Consider the following 18800-nt stretch of genomic DNA (forward strand, 5'->3'; position numbering starts at 1 on the left):
TTTGGTAGATTTTTTTGGGTTTATTTTCAAAGATAAAAATTTCTTTTAATTTTGAGATGTTAACTAACAAAAAAAATCCCAAACTCTATTGAATTTGGGATTTCATATATTAGAATCTGAAACGAGTTCAGATTGACAAATTTTATTTTATAACTCCAACGCTTTCTTAGGATTGTTATCCATCAATAACTCCATTGGGTTTTCTAATGCTTCTTTAACCGCTACTAAGAAACCAACAGATTCTCTACCGTCAATAATTCTGTGGTCATAAGATAAGGCTAAAAACATCATTGGGTGAATTTCCACTTTACCGTTTACGGCAATTGGACGTTCAATAATATTGTGCATTCCTAAAATTCCAGATTGAGGCGGATTGATAATTGGCGTAGACAACATACTTCCGAAAACTCCACCGTTAGTAATTGTGAAGGTTCCGCCTGTCATATCGTCAACTGTAATTTGTCCGTCTCTTGCACGTAAAGCCAAACGTTTAATTTCTGCTTCTACACCACGGAACGTTAATAATTCTGCATTTCTAACTACAGGAACCATTAATCCTTTAGGTCCAGAAACTGCAATTGAAATATCTGCAAAATCAAAAGCTACTTTATGGTCACCATCCATCATCGAATTTACGTCTGGGTACAATTGCAAGGCTCTTGTAACCGCTTTAGTAAAGAACGACATATAACCTAATCCAAGACCATTGTGTTTCGCCTTAAATTCGTCTTTATATTGGTTTCTGATGGTATTAATTGGTGTCATGTTTACTTCGTTAAAAGTAGTTAACATGGCTGTTTCGTTTTTAGCTGCAACTAAACGCTCTGCTACTTTTCTACGTAACATAGAAAGTTTTACTCTTTCCGTTCCACGAGAACCTCCAGTTGGTGTTCCCATTGCTGGAATAGCGTTTGCAGCATCTTCTGTAGTAATTCTTCCACCTTTTCCTGTTCCAACGATGTCAGATGGACTGATGTTTTTTTCGTCTAATATTTTTTTAGCTGCTGGAGATGGTGCTCCCGTAGCATATGTTTTTTCTGCAACTGGTGCTGCTTTTACTTCTTCTTTTTTAACTTCTGGTGCTTTTTCAACAGCAGGCGCAGGTGTTGCTCCGTCTGGTTTAGCAGCTGCAGTATCAATATGGCAAACCACTTGTCCTACAGCTACAGCGTCACCTTCTTCGGCTTTAAGCGTAATAATTCCGCTAGCTTCTGCAGGTAATTCTAACGTAGCTTTGTCTGAATCTACTTCAGCAATAGCTTGATCTTTTTCAACGTAATCGCCGTCTTTTACTAACCAAGTTGCAATTTCAACTTCGGTGATAGATTCTCCCGGTGATGGGACTTTCATTTCTAAAATCATATTCTTTTTTAGTTTAAAAGTTTAAAAGTTTTAAGGTTTAAAAGCTTAAAACAGTTATTCTATTTTGTTGTTTTTTGTAATTATTAATTCAATTAAATCCAATAATTCTGGCACATTTTCTTTGGCTGTTATAAAAACCAAATTATAATCAACACCCATATAATCGTGAATTAATTTATCTCTCATTCCTGCCATAGATTTCCAAGGAACTTGATTGTATTTTAAACGGAAATCTAAACTCAAATTTTTTGTTGCTTCACCTACAATTTCTAAGGCTCTTACAACAGCTCTTTTTAAAATTTCATCATTAATAAACGAATCAAAACTTACTGAATTTGTTGCTTGTATTACAAATTTTAATTCTTCGTAAATATGACCAATAAATTCTAATTCATCAGATTTTGACATAATTTACTTCTTTTAAAATATGTGGACCAATATATTTACTTAATCCGTTTTTTGTAACAATATCTATTTTATTCTTGTTGAATAATGTTTCTATAAATTCGCAAGCGTTAAAATATTTTATGTATGATATTTTATCAATGTCATAATCAATTAAAATGTCAATATCACTCGTTTCCGTTTGCTCATTTCTTACATACGAACCAAACAAACCAATTTGAGTAACACCGAAACTTTTAATAGTTTCTTTGTTATCCTGAATGGTCTGAATTATCTCTTGTTTGGTTATCATATAACAAAATTACAACTTTTTATTGAAATAAATTTTTATCAAAAACCATAGCAATTGCGTTCGCTTGACGTTTTTTAGAACGTTCGTAACTTCCTGCTGCTGGCGCACTATATGCTTTTGGCGAGGCTAAACGTAATTTTACTAAATCGAAATTCATTAATAAATAGCCGTAAGCACCCATATTTTTTGGTTCTTCTTGTGCCCAAACATAATCGTCCACATTTGGATACGAATCGATAATCGCTTTAATTTGATCTGTTGCTAATGGAAATAATTGTTCAAAACGAATTACTGCTACATCACTTCTTCCTAATTCTTCTCGCTTGGCGATAATATCGTAATATACTTTTCCTGTACAGAACACTAAAGATTTAATTGTTTTTTTATCTGATACATTTGGGTCGTCAAGTATTTCTTGAAATTGTCCGTTTGCTAACTCTTCTGCTGAAGAAACAGCTAATGGATGGCGCAATAAACTTTTCGGTGAAAACACAATTAATGGTTTACGGAATTTTGTTTTCATTTGTCTTCTCATCAAGTGGAAGAAATTGGCTGGTGTAGTAACGTCTGCAATATACATATTGTGTTTGGCACACATCTGTAAATAACGTTCCATACGAGCAGAAGAGTGTTCTGCTCCCTGATTTTCATAACCGTGTGGCAATAAGAAAACCAATCCGTTTTGATTGTTCCACTTGTCTTCCCCTGCAGAAATGTATTGGTCAATCATAATTTGAGCTCCGTTAGAGAAATCTCCAAATTGCGCTTCCCAAATGGTTAAGGTGTTTGGCGAAGCTAATGCATAACCATATTCAAAACCAACTACACCATATTCCGAAAGGTGCGAATTGTATATATAAAAGTTTCCTTTTTTATTATTGATGTCGTTTAATAAAACCACTTCTTCTTCGGATTCTTCCACTTTAATTACGGCGTGACGGTGCGAAAACGTTCCGCGTTCCACATCTTGTCCAGAAATACGAACATCGTATCCTTCAGTAATTAAAGAACCATAGGCCAATAATTCTCCCATTGCCCAATCTAATTGGTCTTTTTCGAAGAACATTGCTTTTCTATCACCAATTAATTTTGTGATTTTGCTAATGAATTTTTTGTCTGATGGCAATTCCGTAATAGTTGATGCTATATCACTTAACTGCTTTTTATCAAATTTCGTATCAAATTTCGACAGCATCACATCATCTGAAACTTGTTCAAATCCATTCCATTCATTTTGCATAAATGGTGTAATTACAGTTAAACTTTTCTTACGAGATTCTTCTAAATTTTCATCTAATTTAGCTTTATATGTTTCTTCTAATGTTTTAACATACGTGCTATCAATTACACCTTCAGTTGTTAGTTTCTCTGCATAAATATCACGAGGATTTTTATGTTTGGCAATTGCTTTGTATAATTTTGGTTGGGTAAATCGAGGTTCGTCACCTTCGTTATGACCGTATTTTCTATATCCTAATAAATCGATAAATACATCGCTTCCAAACTCCATTCTATAATCTAAAGCAAATAACATGGCGTGAACCACTGCTTCTGCGTCATCTGCATTCACGTGTAATACCGGCGATAAGGTTACTTTTGCAATATCTGTACAATACGTGGAAGAACGTGCGTCTAAATAATTCGTAGTAAAACCAACTTGGTTATTAATAACTAAGTGAATGGTTCCACCTGTTTTATAACCGTCTAATTTTGCCATTTGTATAATTTCATACACAATACCTTGTCCGGCTACGGCAGCATCACCGTGAACGGCAATAGGTAAAACTTTTGAAAAATCATCAGCAAAATAGCGATCTTGTTTGGCTCTTGTGATTCCTTCAATTACAGCACCAACGGTTTCTAAATGTGAAGGATTTGGTGCTAAATTTAAGTTTATTTTTTTTCCTGAATCCGTAACTCGGTCGGATGTTAATCCTAAATGGTATTTTACATCACCATCAAAATACATATCGTCATCGTAGTCTTTTCCGTCAAATTCTGAGAAAATGTTTTGTGTGTTTTTCCCAAAAATATTGGCTAAAACATTTAAACGACCACGGTGTGCCATTCCCATTACAAATTGTTCTACTCCTTTTTCTGCAGCCGCTTCAATTAGTGCATCAAGTGCCGGAATTGCAGCTTCACAACCTTCTAAAGAAAATCGTTTTTGACCTACGTATTTTGTATGTAAGAATGTTTCAAACGAAACGGCTTCGTTTAATTTTCTTAATATATTTTTCTTAACATCACCTGAAAAATTAGGCTGATTGTCGTTAATATCCAATCTGTTTTTTATCCAATCCTGTACTTTAGGTTCTCTAATGTACATAAATTCCACACCAATAGATGAACAATAAACACTTTCTAAATGTTTAATAATATCCGCCAAAGTGCTTGGCTTCATATTAACTATTTTGGCAGCATCAAAAACGGTTGTTAAATCCGCTTGCGACAATTCAAAGTTTTCAATAGCTAAAGTTGGTGAAAACACCCTTCTTTCTCTAACTGGATTTGTTTTCGTAAATAAATGCCCTCGTGTTCGGTAACCATCTATTAGTTTTAAAACATTAAATTCTTTTTGAAGTTGTTCCGAATTCCCACCGGAAACAGCTCCGTTTGCAGTATGTGCAATTTGCTCACCTGGATTTGAAAATTCATTAGCAAAATCGAAACCTTGGAAAAAACTTCTCCAACTTGGTTCTACACTGTCTGGATTTTGTAAATATTGGTCGTATAAATCTGCAAAAAATGCAGTATGTGCTGCGTTTAAAAAGGAAAACCTATCCATAATTCTGTCTAAATGACGATTTGGTTAAAAAATTTTATGCAAAAGTATAAACTTTTATGCTAAATATTCAAAGAAATTAATACTTTTATCTTCAAATTAACAAATAAGTAATAAATACAATGAAAATGAAGAGAAAGTTATTAAATACATTTTTTTATACCCTTATTTTTTTCAATTCTGCATACTTGTTTTCTCAGCAAGACAGCATTCCTAAAACAAAATCTGTTTTTTGGCAAAAAGTTCAATTTGGTGGCGGTTTAGGATTGGCTTTTGGTAATGGCTTTTCGAATTTTTCCTTATCTCCAACGGGTTATTATCATATAAATAAAACAGTAAGCTTTGGTGTAGGAATTTCAGGAAGTTATGTTGCTCAAGAATCAAATCCATCAAATTATAATGCAACAGGTTATAAATCGACTATTTTTGGAGGAAGTTTAATTGGATTATTTCACCCAATACAAGATGTTCAGCTTTCTGCAGAAATAGAACAATTAGCAATAAACAGAAAATTTGATGCAGTGAATAGCAGCAAAGATTCATTTTGGAATACAGCTGTTTTTGTTGGTGCTGGATATCGGCAACAAAACGTAACTTTTGGGGTTAGATTTAATTTACTTCACGCAAATCAAAATAATATTTATGGGCAATCTTGGCTTCCATTTGTTAGAGTAATGTTTTAAAAGTAATTATATCTTAACATATATTCCATTTGAAATTCTTAATTTTACAAAAAAAAATTATGCGATTTATTCTTGCTTTTTTATTATATTCCGTAACACTTATTTCACAAAATAATTTACAATCTGGACCTATGGTTGGGTATTGTGAAATGAAAGAAGCCCTAATTTGGCTCCAAACGGAAAAGCCAGCTACGGTGTATGTTTCTTATTATTCTGTAGACAATGTTACAGAAGTTTTCAAAAGCGAAAAGTATACAACTTCAAAAGACAATGCATTTACTTGTCACGTGGTTTTAGATAAGCTTCAGCCAGGAAAAAAATATAATTATGATGTTTATTTGGAGAACAAAAAAATAATTTTGCCATATGAAACCTCTTTTTCTTCTAAAAAATTATGGCAATTTCGTGAAAAAGCACCCGATTTTACTATTGCTTTAGGAAGTTGTGCTTATATAAGTGAAGAAGCTTTAGACAGACCAGGAAAACCGTATGGTTCTAACTATTCCATTTTTGAAAGTATTGCCAAAAAAAATCCAGATATTATGATTTGGGGTGGCGATAATATTTATTTGCGTGAAGCAGATTGGGATAGTAAAACAGGAATTCATCACCGCTACACGTATTCAAGAAAGATAAAAGAAACGCAAGCGCTTTTAGCTAAAACTCAAAATTTTGCCATTTGGGACGATCACGATTTTGGACCAAATGATGGAGATAGAGGTTTTTATTACAAATATGAAACGCAACAAGCTTTTAAAGATTTTTGGGCTAATAAATCGTACGGGATGAATCCCAATCAAAAGGAAGGTATTTATTCTTGTTTTAATTGGGGCGATGCAGAAGTTTTTTTGTTAGACAATCGTTTTTTTAGATCGCCAAACGATAGATTAACTGGTGATAAAGTGCTTTTAGGAAAAACGCAAATAGAGTGGTTAATTGACGCCTTAGTAACGTCAAAAGCCAGCTTTAAAATTATCGTAATTGGCGGACAAGTTCTAAGTTCGGCAGCTGTTTTTGAAAATTACGAAAATTATAAAACAGAGAAAGAGGCATTGTTAAATGAAATTACAGCGAATAAAATCAAAGGAGTTACTTTTATTTCTGGCGACAGACATTTTACAGAATTATCAATGCTGAAAAGATCTGACACTTATTCTTTGTATGATTGGACGGTTTCTCCATTAACTTCTGGGTATGGAAATATTGAAAAAATCGCTAAAGAAGAAAATAAAAACAGAGTGGAAGGCAGTCTATTTGCGCAACATGTTTTTGGAACCTTATCATTTTCTGGGGAAAAAGAAACCCGACAAATGAAATTAACATTATTTGATAAAGAAGGAAAAGAATTGTGGAATAAAGTAATTTTAAAGAAAGACTTAGAATAAATTAATATTTATTTCTAAACCATACTTTTTGCCATTCGCGTTTTAAAATCAAAAACGTCACGTCTTCGGATAATTTAAAAACATCTGAACCGTCCAATTTTTTAATTTGATCTTCGGAAACATCAATAATATATAGTAAATTTAAGTATTCTGCGAATTTGTAATTGATTAATTTTATAATTTTCTCCTGAATCAAAAGCTTTAATTCGAACGGGAAAATATCCAAAGGAATATCAATATTTTCATTTGCTAAAGCAAAATCTTTATTGGTTTGCTCAATTAATTTGAAATATAAATCTTGCTCTTCAGCTTCTTCAATTAATGAATCGATGGATGTTGGTGGTAAATACATAAAATTCCAATTTTTTAAATTCCAAATTCCAAAATTTCTCAAACCAAATTTGGAATTTGAGATTTTTATATTGGAATTTTATACCTTTCTGTTCATTAATTTTTCGCCAAATAATTTTAAAACCATTTTTTTGTCTTCAGAAATTTTCATTTTTTCTAATGTTTCAAAGGCTATTTCTGTATAATTAGCAATCGCGTCTTGAGTGGCTTTGCTGGCACCTGAAGTATTAAAAATTGTTTTTACGGATTCAATTTTATCCGAATTGTCATTGGGTTGTATAGAAAATAAATGCAATAATTGTTGTTTGTTTTCTTCAGACGAAAACGCCATGGCTTTTAAATACAAATAGGTTTTTTTGTTTTCAATAATATCGCCACCTACTTGTTTTCCAAAGGTTTCTGGATTTCCAAACGCATCTAAATAATCATCTTGCAATTGAAAAGCGATGCCTAAATTTAGCCCAAAATTATATATTAAATCCGCATTTTCTTCTGAAGTTTCTGCAACAATTGCGCCCATTTTCATAGCTGCTCCTAATAAAACGGCTGTTTTAAATTCAATCATTTTTAAATATTCCGGAATAGTAACATCGTCCCGCGTTTCAAAATCTACATCGTATTGTTGTCCTTCGCAAACTTCTAAAGCGGTTTTGCTAAATAATTTCGCCAGTTTTTGAAATATATTTGGTTCGTACACTTCAAAAAATTGATAGGCCAAAATTAGCATAGCATCACCAGATAAAATTCCGGTATTAATGTTCCATTTTTCATGAACGGTTTCATTTCCTCGTCTCAAAGGGGCGTCGTCCATTATATCATCGTGAACTAATGAAAAATTATGAAATACTTCAACGGCTTTGGCTGCAGAAACCGCTTTTTTATAATCGCCATCAAAAATATCAGTTGCCATTAATGTTAACACAGGACGAATTCTTTTTCCGCCAAGCGATAAAATATAATCTATGGGTTCATATAAGTTTTTCGGTTGTTTATGAATATGAATATTTGAAAACTCTTCCGAAATAACATTTTGATATTCTGATAATGAAAGCATATTAGTAATTTTTTTGGCTAATTTAAGCTAATAATTGCATACTTGCGCCACAATTTTAATGTTAAATTTATGTGAAGATTACGGAAACTATTTTAGTTTTAAAAGTTTCCGTTGTACTTTTGTCATCGAAATTAATTATACACTATAAGTAATATCAAGAAATTACATTAAAAATGAAGGAAAAAATTATCAATAGAGCGAAAGAAATGTTTTTGAAATTAGGTTTCAAAAGCATTACTATGGATGATATTGCCTGCGATATGTGTATTTCAAAAAAAACGATTTATAAATATTTTTCAAATAAAGAATTGTTAATTGAGGAAAGCACACAATTGGTTCACAAGGAAGTTAGAGAAACTATAGACACAATTGTGGCAAAAAATTTTAACGCTATCGAAGAAAATTTTCAGATTCGAAGAATGTTTAAAGAAATGTTTAAATATAGCGAAACTTCTCCAGTGTATCAGTTAAAAAGACACTATCCTGAAGTATATCAAAAAGTAGTAGGCTATCAAATTGAAATATGTGAAGGTTGTTTTCGAAATAATATTTTAAAAGGAATTTCCGAAGGGTTGTACCGAGAAAATATTGATGTTGAAAATTATGTAAAATTTTATTACACCTTAATATTTAGCATTAGCGAGAATACCGCCTTAGAGAGAGATGCAAACAACTTAGAACACAAAGCATTAGAATATCACACTCGTGCTATGGCAACGTTAGCCGGAATTATAGAATTAGAAAAACAATTACAGATTATAAATAATTAAATTTAAAACAATGAAGATTAAAATAACAGTATTTCTGTTTCTTTTGAGTGCCATTCAAGTTTTCTCGCAAACAGAAACTACAAGTTTTACGCTCAAACAAGCTATTGAACAAGCCCAAAAGAACAATTACAGCATACAAAACGCTAACAGAGATTTAGAACTTGCAAAACAAAAAAAATGGGAAACCACTACAATGGGATTACCACAATTAAACGGTTCTGTAAATTACCAAAACACATTTGAATTTACCAAGCAAGGGGCTGCAGCAAATGCTTTTAATCCAATGGCCAATCCGAATGACATTATGTTATTGGCTTTTGGTACGAAACACGTCGCAATCGGAAATCTAACATTAAGTCAACTTATTTTTGATGGTTCGTATTTAGTAGGTTTACAATCGGCAAAAACGTATTTGAAAATTTCTGAAAACGCCAAAGAAAAAACGAATCAAGAAATTAAAGAAATTGTCATTAATTCATATGGTAATGTACTTTTAGCAGATGAAAGTATTTTAATTATCAATAAAAACAAATCAGTTTTAGAAAAAATTCTATCCGATACAAAAGAAATTTATAAAAACGGATTAATTGAAGAAGAAACGATTGAACAACTTCAAATTACATTAAATTCGGTTAATAATGCATTGGAAAATGTAACCAAACAAAGAGTTATTGCCTTAAATATGGTGAAATTATTGCTTGGAATTAATTTAGAGGAACCAATTGTTTTATCAGAAAAACTAAATGATTTAACTCAAAATAATATTGATTTACAACTTTTAATTTCTGAATTTAATGTAAACGAAAATATCGATTATAAAATTGGTAAAAACGTAGAAGAAAGCAAACAACTTTTAGTAAAATTAGAAAAAAGCAAAGGTTTACCATCGTTAGGAGCGCAAGTTAATTTTGGATACAATGCCTTTTCAAATGATTTTTCATTTATGAATGCAACTCAGAAATGGAGTAATTTTTCAAATGTTGGCGTGGGATTAAATGTGCCAATTTTTAGTAGTGGTGGAAGAAATTCTCGTGTTCAACAAGCCAAAATTGATTTAGAAAAATCAAGAACCCAACTTACAGAAACAGAACAAAAATTAAAATTACAATATCAAAAAGCCAAAAGCGATTACGAATATAGTATTAATCAATACAATAACGCTCAGGCCAATTTAAAATTAGCAGAACGAATTGAAGCCAAACAGCAAGTCAAATTCAAAGAAGGTTTGTCGTCAAGTTTTGACTTTGCTGAAGCTCAAAAACAATTATATGCTGCCCAACAAGAAACATTACAAGCAATGCTTGAAATTATAAATAAAAAAGCAACTTTAGAAAAATTAGTAAATTAAAAATAAATGAACTTAGATATGAAAAAAGTAGTACTTATTGCCACCAGTTTATTACTTATAGCTTGTGGAGAAAAATCAACAGATGATTTAATTAAAGATAAAAACATTACCGAATTAAAAAACAGAAAAGCAACCATTCAAGCAGAATTAGAAAAAATTGATGCGGCATTAGTAAATGGCAATAAAACCCCAGAATCTGAAGCATTAGTTTCGGTAGTAACAATTAAAGATACTGTTTTTAATCACTATTTAGAAGTGCAAGGAAATGTAAATACGAAAGAAAACATCTTAGTTCAACCAGAATTCAGTGGAACTTTAACCACTTTAAATGTAAAAGCTGGACAACGTGTTGCAAAAGGGCAAATTCTTGGTAAAGTTGACGATGCAGGAATGAGTCAGCAATTGGCAAGTATTGAAAATCAATATGCTTTAGCTAAAACCACTTTTGAACGTCAAAAAAATCTTTGGGATAAAAAAATTGGTTCTGAAATTCAGTTTTTACAAGCGCAAGCTCAAATGATTTCAGCTCAAAAATCAGTAGCACAAATGCGAGCTCAAGTAGCAAAAACCGTAATTCGTGCACCATTTTCTGGAACAATTGATGAGGTTTTCGTTGAAAGAGGACAAGTTGTCGCTCCAAGCCCACAAGGATTAATGCGCATTGTTAATTTATCCAATATGTATGTTTCTACTACTGTTCCTGAAACCTACATTGGTAAATTGAAAGTTGGAACAGTTGTAGATGTTTTCTTAACGTCTTTAGGAAAAACATATAAAGGAAAAGTTCGTCAAGTAGCTAATTTCATCAATCCAAGCAACAGAAGTTTTGGAATAGAAGTTAGTGTTCCTAATCCAGATAATTTATTACGTCCAAACCAAGTCGCAAAACTTAAAATAATTGATTACACAACAAACAACGCCATCGTAGTTCCTACAAACGTAGTACAAGAAGACGGAGAACATAATAAATTTGTTTTTATTGCAACTAATGTGAATGGAAAATCAGGTATAGCCAAAAAAGTACTTGTAAAAGTAGGTAAATCTTCTAACAATGTTACTGAAATTTTAAGCGGCTTAGCTGCAAATGATGTAATTATTACCGAAGGTGTAAATAACATCGCTGACGGAATGAAGCTTAATTTCTAAAATATAATTGTTTCAAGTTTAAGGTTTCAAGTTGTTCTCAAAACGCTTAAACCTGAAACTTGAAACCTGAAACTAAAAATATGTCACATAAAAACAAAGAATTCGGAATATCGAGTTGGGCTGTAGACAATCGAGTTACAGTATATATCTTAACATTGCTTATTGTTATTACAGGTGTCATTGCCTATGTAACAATGCCACGTGAAGATTTCCCAGAAATTATCGAAAATAAAGTATACATTTCTTCTGTTTTCCCAGGAAATTCAGCTGAAGATGTCGAAAAATTAATTATTAAACCACTTGAAAAAGAAGTTAAAAACATTTCGGGAGTTGAGAAAATTACTTCGAATTCGTTTCAAGATTACGGAATGATTATTGTAGAATTTGCAGATAATGTTACCATTGAAGAAGCTAAAACAAAAATTAAAGACAAAGTAGATGTTATAAAAGCAGATACCGATTGGCCTAACTTGGATAACGGAAGTAAAGTGGAGCCAAGTGTTTTCGAATTAAATATTTCGGAAGAAGTGCCCATTTTGAACATCAATTTAAAAGGAAATTACACGACACAACAACTTAAAAAATACGGAGAATTACTTCAAGATGATATTGAAGAAATCCCAGAAGTCAAAAAAGTTGATATTTTAGGTGTTGATGATAAAGAAGTAGAAATTGCCGTTGATATTTTCAAAATGACGGCAGCTCAGGTTTCTTTTGACGAAATTCAAAATGCCGTGAAGTATGAAAATATGACACTTTCTGGCGGAAATTTAATTTCGCAAGGTTCACGAAATAACATCCGAATTGTAGGTGAAATTAAAGATCCTAAAGAATTAGAAAATATTATTGTAAAATCTTTTGGAGGAACAGTTTACCTAAAAGACATCGCCGTTGTTTCCTTTAAAGAAAAAGAAAAAACAACCTATGCTCGTGAAAAAGGGCAAGAAGTGGTAATGTTGAATGTAAAAAAACGTTCCAATCAAAATATGATTTCTGCCATTGAGCAAGTGAAAGAAAAATTAGAAAAAGCCAAAGAATCGTATTTGCCTTCTAATTTAACTATCGAACTTTCTAACGATCAATCTTCTCGTGTAGAGCATCAAGTAGACGAATTATCGAACCATATTATTTTCGGAATTGTATTGGTTATGATTGTCTTAATGTTTACGATGGGATTACGAAACTCATTGTTTGTAGGAGCAGCTATTCCGCTTTCGATGTTAATGGCGTTTACTATTTTATCAGCTTTCGGTTTAACCTTAAATACGATGGTACTTTTCGGATTGGTAATGGGATTAGGAATGCTTGTGGATGACGGAATTGTAGTGGTCGATAATGTATTTGCCAATATGCAAAAAGGAATGGATAGGGTATCCGCTTCAAAAATTGGAATTGGCGAAATCGCTTGGCCTGTAATTTCTTCCACAGCTACTACTTTAATGGCCTTTTTACCATTTGCTTTATGGCCTGGAACGATGGGAAAATTTATGAAATATTTCCCAATCACTTTAACGGTTACGCTTACGGCTTCGTTATTTGTAGCTATGGTAGTAAATGCAGCTATGACAGGTGGTTCAATGGACACGGAAGACAGAAATGTTTCGAATAAATCAGCAAAATTATATACAATTATCTTTAGTGTAGTTGGAATTGTGTTTGTGTTTTTAGGTCATTTAACCGATTCTACATTTGCAAAAGCGATTGGGCATTTAGCTATTATTTCCTTAGGATTAATGTGGTTGTATAAAATAAAATTATACCAATGGACGCAAGATTTTCAGTACAACTTTTTCCCAAAAATGGAAAACAAGTACAAAAATTTCTTAGCTAAAATTTTAACTGGAAAAAGAGCTTGGTTGGCATTAGCAACGATTATTGGAATGTTATTTTTCTCATTTATTTTATTAGGAATTTTCCCAAGAAAAGTATTGTTTTTCCCTGATAATATTCCAAATCAAGTAATTACATATATCGAATATCCGCAAGGAACCGATATTGCAAAAACCAATAAGGCGACTTTGTTTGTTGAAAAACAAGTAATTGAAATCTTAAATAAATATGTAGATCCAAAGACTAATAAAAATTACTTAGCCGAAAGTATTGTTTCGCAAGTGGGAGTTGGTGCCGGTAATCCAAATGTTGATGCCGGTTCCGCTTCAGAAACGCCTTACAAAGGAAAAGTTACGGTAAATTTCTCGGAATATAAATTTAGAAATGGTGTTAACACTACTGAAGTTTTAGATGAAATTCGTGCGAAAGTAAAAGGGGTTGCAGGCGCTACCGTTACGGTTGAAAAAGACGCCAATGGACCTCCAGCTGGATATCCAATTAGCGTGCAATTAACAGGTACAGATTATCAAGAAATGTTAGTGGAGGCAGATAAAATGATTGCTTATCTTAACGCTAAAAACATTCAAGGAATTGAGCGTTTAAGTGTGGATGTAAACAAAGAAAGTCCAGAGTTAGAAGTAAAAGTAGACCGCGTGAGTGCAGGAAGCTTAGGCGTTTCTACAGGACAATTAGGATTTAATTTGCGTCGTTCAGTATATGGTCAAGAAATTTCTACCTATAAAGAAGGCGATGACGACTATAATATTACGATGCGTATGCAAGATGACCAACGTAAGAATGAAGACGTATTGTTTAATCAATCCATTACCTTCCGAAATCAGAATAACGGTCAAATGATGCAAGTGCCTATTTCGGCAGTTTCAGAAACTAATAAAACCACAACCTATAATCAAATCAAAAGAAAAAACCAGAAACGTATTATGACGGTGTATTCTAATGTGTTAACGGGTTATAATGGTGATGAAATTACGAAACAAATTGAATCGGAATTAAAATCGTATAAATTTCCAAAAACGGTGAGTTATTCGTTTTCTGGAGTACAAGAAGAACAAGGGAAAAACCAAAGTTTCTTAATGTATGCACTGTTTTTAGCGTTAGCCGGAATTACGATTATTATCGTGTTGCAGTTTAATTCGGTTTCTAAAACTATGGTAATTTTATTTACGGTTTTATTGAGTTTTAGTGGTGTTTTCTACGGATATGTAATCGCCAATATGGATTTCGTGATTTTAATGACGATGATGGGAATCATTTCATTAGCCGGAATTGTAGTGAAAAACGGAATTGTATTAATGGACTTCTTCGTCTTATTATTAGATAAAAAAGTAGCGGAAAACAAATTGCAAAGCCACGACGATTTATCATTAGAAGAAATAAAAGACATCATCATCGAATCGGGTAAAAACCGTTTAAGACCGGTATTATTAACCGCATTAACCGCAATTTTAGGATTAATTCCGTTAGCGATTGGGTTAAACTTTGATTTCTTCTCGTTAATTACCGAATTTAATCCACACTTATATATGGGTGGTGATAACGTAATTTTCTGGGGACCTTTAGCGTGGACCATTATCTTCGGATTATCTTATGCAACCGTGTTAACATTGGTTATGGTTCCAGTAATGTTCTACTTGGTAAAACGAGTGAAATATTGGTTAAGAGATAGAAGAGCAAACGACATAATGGATTAATTTTTAGTCTGCAATTAAAAAAGCTGTTTCGAGAGAAACAGCTTTTTTTATGTAAAGTTTATTTTTTTAATAAATCTCTAATTTGAGTTAGAAGTTCTTCTTGTGTTGGTCCAGAAGGTGTTGGAATTTCTTCTTCGGTTTTTTTAATTTTATTAAGTGATTTTACCATTAAAAAAATTACGAAAGAAATTACTAAAAACCCAATCACAGCAGCTAAAAACTTACCGTATAAAATACCTCCATCGGTTTTTAAAAGCGCTAAATCGGCTACGTTTGCTGCTTTTAAAGCAGGGTTAAGAATGGCTGGCGTAATTACATCATCAACGAGTGATTTTACAATGCCGCCGAAAGCACCTCCAATGATGACTCCAACAGCTAAATCCATTACATTGCCTTTCGCAATAAAATCTTTAAATTCAGAAATAATTTTCATATATGTTAAATTTGGTTACACGAAGTTATAAAAAAACTAAAAGAGTAGGTTTAATTTTTATAGAAAATTCTTTTTACACGCTGCGAAATACTGGTTAAAATTTCATACGGAATGGTATCGCAAACGCTTGCTATTTCTTGTACGTGGGGGTTTTCACCAAAAATTATTACTTCATCACGTTCTTCACACGGAATAGAAGTTACATCAACCATTAGCATATCCATACAAATATTTCCTAAAATGGTCGCTTTTTGGTTGTGAATTAGCACATAGCCTTTTTCATTTCCCCAAGCACGTCTAATTCCGTCTGCATATCCAATAGGAATTGTTGCAATTCGCATTTCTTTTTGAACTACAAATTTTCTATTATAACCAATGCTTTCGTTTTCGTTAACAGTTCTTATTTGCGAAATAATACTTTTTAAAACACTAACATTTTCTAGCGAAATTTGTTCTTCTTCAGAATTGCCTACGCCATAAATTCCAATTCCCAATCGCACCATTTCAAATTGATATTCTGGGAAATTAAAAATTCCGGAAGTGTTTAATATATGTCGAATAGGTTGAATTTGTAAAGTAGTAGAAATTTCTGTAGCAATGGCTTCAAATTGCTCAATTTGTTGTAAGGTAAACGCTTTAAAATCAAAGTTGTCTGATGCCGCTAAATGCGAAAAAATACTGGTTACTTTTACAAAATTATTGTGTTGTAATAATGTAATTAATTCTGAAACTTCCGGTTTTTCAAATCCTAAACGATGCATTCCAGTATCTATTTTTATATGAATAGGGTATCCGTTGAGGTTTTTTTCTTTGGCCAATTCAATAAAGGAAGTGATTCCAGAAAGAGAATACATTTCGGGTTCTAAATTATAAGCTATCATAGCTTTATAACTACTAATTTCAGGATTTAATACCATTATTGGTGAAGTTATTCCTGCTTTACGCAATGCGATTCCTTCATCGGCGAAAGCCACACCCAAATAACCAACTTTTAAATGTTCCAGTTGTTTGGCAATTTCATAGCCGCCATTTCCATAACCAAACGCTTTTACCATAACCATAATTTTGGTATTTTGGTGAAGTTTTTGTTTGTAAAAATTATAATTTGTAGTTAGAGCATCTAAATTAATTTCTAAAACCGTTTCGTGATTTTTTTCTTCTAATAAAACTACAATTTCATCAAAATTAAAACTTCTGGCACCTTTAATTAAAATGGTTTCGTTTTTAAACGAATCGGTATTAAATTGTTGTAAAAACGCCTGCGTGTTGGCAAACGAAATTACATTTGGCATATCTTGAAAATACTTTCCTATGGTTTCTCCGATGGTAATAATTTGTGCAATATTATTTTGTTGTAATAATTTGATTACATTACTATAAAGCTCATTTAAATTCAAGCCACTTTGAAAAATATCAGATAAAATAATGGTTTTTTTCTGATGCAGTTTTTGTTGTTCTAAAAAATCTAACGCCATTTTTAACGACTGATAATCGCTTGAAAAACTATCATCAATTAACAAACAATTATTAATTCCTTTTTTGGCTTGAAGCCGAATTTCTATATTATATAATTTTGAAATTCTTTCTTTAATGTTCGAAATAGAAACTTTTAAATACAGTAATGTACAAATACAAGTTATCGCATTTTCAATAGAAATTGCATCTGCAAAAGGAAGCGAAACAGTAAATACTTCTTTTTCAAACTGGATCTCTAAGTTGGTTTTCAGGTTGTTTTTTAGTATCGATTGAATAAAAACGGTTGCTTTATTATCTTCAAAACTCCAAGTAAAGGTAGGAATGGTAATGTGTTTTTCTATCCAATCGTTTTTTTCTAAAATTAATATTTCAGCTTTAGAAAATAGTTGACATTTTTCGATTATTTTTTCTTCAACAGTGGTAAATCCTTCTTGATGTGCGTTCCCTAAATGGGTAAAAATTCCAATATTCGGCTGAATAATTTCTGCTAAATGTTGCATTTCGCCTTTTAAAGAAATTCCGGCTTCAAAAATACCTAAGGTGTGATTTTCATTGATTCCAAATATAGAAAGCGGTACACCAACTTGCGAATTAAAGCTTTTAGGACTTCTAACAACAGCATATTCTGGACTTAAAAGAAAATTTAACCATTCTTTTACAATGGTTTTTCCATTACTTCCAGTAATTCCGATAGTTTCTATTTGAAATTGATTTTTATATGCTTTTGCTAAATTTTGTAAAGCGACGGTAGTGTTTTCAACTATACAAAAATGTGCTTTTCCTTTTACATTTTCGGGAATATATTCCACTACAAAATGTTGCACCCCTTTTTCAATTAAACTTTCAATAAAAATATGTGCATCATTATTTTGGCCTTTCAAACAAAAAAATAAAGAGGTATTTCCGTTTTGTAAACTACGACTATCAATAGAAATATGCTCAAATTCAATCTTAGAATTAGAGAAGTTAATATTTGCTTCGTGTAATATGTTAGATTTTACTACCATTTTCACTAATTAATTTGTTTAAATTCGTACAATTTGTGATGAATTTACTTTTCTTTTTCTTCACGCATCGCTTTATAATAAGCAGCTCTACTTAAAGGTTCGTATTCTTCAGTTTCGCCCAGCATTACTAATTTTTTATCATCCGATTTTCTAAAACTATAATTAGCTAAATTTCCAGTTCTGGTGCACACTGCGTGAACTTTCGTAACATATTCCGCGGTAGCCATAAGCGCAGGCATTGGCCCAAAAGGATTGCCTTTAAAATCCATATCCAAACCGGCTACAATTACTCGAATACCACTGTTGGCTAAATCATTGCAAATTGTAATTATTTCATCATCAAAAAACTGGGCTTCATCAATACCTACAACATCGCAACCTTGGGCTAAAATTCTAATATTTTCTGCAGCTGGAACTGGAGTAGAACGAATTTCGTTTTTATTGTGTGATACTACCATTTCATCATCATATCTAGTATCTACAGCAGGTTTAAAAATCTCCACTTTTTGTTTGGCAAATTGTGCGCGTTTTAATCGTCTAATTAATTCTTCTGTTTTGCCTGAAAACATAGAGCCACAGATAACTTCTATCCAACCAAATTGTTCTTCCTGATTTACCGTATTTTCTAAAAACATTTTTTAATCTAAATTAATTAACTTCAAGATAAAGGTATAAAAATATGTGTACATTTATGTTGAAAAAAAAATTGTAAAAATACTTTCTACAAGAATTTATACACATAATTTCTTTTACCTTTGTAA

At 32.1% G+C, this 18800-nt stretch carries 15 protein-coding genes; 6 read left to right on the forward strand and 9 right to left on the reverse strand.

The annotated features are described in order from the left end of the window. Positions 1-147 precede the first annotated feature (147 nt). The 4 genes from odhB to ACIQ16_RS07240 are packed head-to-tail and all read right to left on the reverse strand — an operon-like array spanning position 148 to position 4847. Positions 148-1362: a 2-oxoglutarate dehydrogenase complex dihydrolipoyllysine-residue succinyltransferase gene (gene odhB, locus ACIQ16_RS07225; protein WP_396150076.1), complete on the reverse strand. Its 1215-nt coding sequence runs from the start codon at positions 1360-1362 to the stop codon at positions 148-150. 54 nt (positions 1363-1416) lie between these two features. Continuing rightward, positions 1417-1770 (reverse strand): DUF86 domain-containing protein, encoded by a 354-nt coding sequence (locus ACIQ16_RS07230; protein WP_396150079.1) that lies wholly within the window; start codon positions 1768-1770, stop codon positions 1417-1419. Continuing rightward, on the reverse strand, positions 1757-2059 hold the full coding sequence (locus tag ACIQ16_RS07235; protein WP_396150082.1) for a nucleotidyltransferase family protein: 303 nt from the start codon (positions 2057-2059) through the stop codon (positions 1757-1759). The genes ACIQ16_RS07230 and ACIQ16_RS07235 overlap by 14 nt, the downstream gene beginning before the upstream one ends. A gap of 19 nt (positions 2060-2078) precedes the next feature. Continuing rightward, on the reverse strand, positions 2079-4847 hold the full coding sequence (locus ACIQ16_RS07240; protein WP_396150084.1) for a 2-oxoglutarate dehydrogenase E1 component: 2769 nt from the start codon (positions 4845-4847) through the stop codon (positions 2079-2081). Between the two features lie 125 nt (positions 4848-4972). Here ACIQ16_RS07240 and ACIQ16_RS07245 point away from each other — a divergent pair, with 125 nt between their 5' ends. Then, positions 4973-5527, forward strand: coding sequence for a hypothetical protein (locus tag ACIQ16_RS07245; protein WP_396150088.1), 555 nt, complete (start codon positions 4973-4975; stop codon positions 5525-5527). 59 nt (positions 5528-5586) lie between these two features. Further along, the gene (locus ACIQ16_RS07250; RefSeq protein ID WP_396150090.1) at positions 5587-6912 is read left to right on the forward strand and encodes an alkaline phosphatase D family protein; all 1326 of its coding nucleotides are present in this window, start codon (positions 5587-5589) and stop codon (positions 6910-6912) included. Position 6913: 1 nt separating this feature from the next. On the opposite strand, the gene ACIQ16_RS07255 is transcribed toward ACIQ16_RS07250, so the two are convergent. Together ACIQ16_RS07255 and ACIQ16_RS07260 are read right to left on the reverse strand one after the other, a co-directional pair. Further along, the gene (locus tag ACIQ16_RS07255) at positions 6914-7264 is read right to left on the reverse strand and encodes a hypothetical protein (RefSeq protein ID WP_353078524.1); all 351 of its coding nucleotides are present in this window, start codon (positions 7262-7264) and stop codon (positions 6914-6916) included. A 78-nt stretch (positions 7265-7342) separates the two neighbouring features. Further along, positions 7343-8317 carry a polyprenyl synthetase family protein gene (locus ACIQ16_RS07260; RefSeq protein ID WP_396150092.1) on the reverse strand — a complete coding sequence of 325 codons (975 nt, stop codon included), beginning with the start codon at positions 8315-8317 and terminating at the stop codon, positions 7343-7345. A 173-nt stretch (positions 8318-8490) separates the two neighbouring features. Between ACIQ16_RS07260 and ACIQ16_RS07265 the strand changes: the two genes are divergently transcribed. The 4 genes from ACIQ16_RS07265 (at position 8491) to ACIQ16_RS07280 (ending at position 15123) form a co-directional block, all read left to right on the forward strand. Continuing rightward, on the forward strand, positions 8491-9087 hold the full coding sequence (locus tag ACIQ16_RS07265) for a TetR/AcrR family transcriptional regulator (RefSeq protein WP_396150094.1): 597 nt from the start codon (positions 8491-8493) through the stop codon (positions 9085-9087). Positions 9088-9097: 10 nt separating this feature from the next. Further along, positions 9098-10435, forward strand: a complete 1338-nt coding sequence (locus ACIQ16_RS07270) for a TolC family protein (protein WP_396150096.1) — start codon at positions 9098-9100, stop codon at positions 10433-10435. Between the two features lie 18 nt (positions 10436-10453). After that, a complete protein-coding gene (locus ACIQ16_RS07275) occupies positions 10454-11581 on the forward strand; it encodes an efflux RND transporter periplasmic adaptor subunit (protein ID WP_396150098.1) in 1128 nt (375 codons plus the stop codon). A gap of 80 nt (positions 11582-11661) precedes the next feature. Further along, complete coding sequence (locus ACIQ16_RS07280) at positions 11662-15123, forward strand: efflux RND transporter permease subunit (protein ID WP_396150100.1); 3462 nt, start codon at positions 11662-11664, stop codon at positions 15121-15123. A 58-nt stretch (positions 15124-15181) separates the two neighbouring features. Here the strand turns inward: ACIQ16_RS07280 and mscL are convergent, their stop codons facing one another. From mscL to ACIQ16_RS07295, 3 genes are read right to left on the reverse strand one after another with little or no spacing between them, the layout of a single operon-like run. Then, positions 15182-15556 (reverse strand): large conductance mechanosensitive channel protein MscL, encoded by a 375-nt coding sequence (gene mscL, locus ACIQ16_RS07285; RefSeq protein ID WP_291242620.1) that lies wholly within the window; start codon positions 15554-15556, stop codon positions 15182-15184. 50 nt (positions 15557-15606) lie between these two features. Then, positions 15607-18039, reverse strand: a complete 2433-nt coding sequence (locus ACIQ16_RS07290) for a bifunctional UDP-N-acetylmuramoyl-tripeptide:D-alanyl-D-alanine ligase/alanine racemase (RefSeq protein WP_396150102.1) — start codon at positions 18037-18039, stop codon at positions 15607-15609. Between the two features lie 44 nt (positions 18040-18083). After that, a complete protein-coding gene (locus ACIQ16_RS07295) occupies positions 18084-18674 on the reverse strand; it encodes a thymidine kinase (protein WP_353079095.1) in 591 nt (196 codons plus the stop codon). Positions 18675-18800 lie beyond the last annotated feature (126 nt).

The sequence above is a fragment of the Flavobacterium sp. genome (genome assembly GCF_044360715.1).
In the GTDB taxonomy this organism is placed as follows: domain Bacteria; phylum Bacteroidota; class Bacteroidia; order Flavobacteriales; family Flavobacteriaceae; genus Flavobacterium.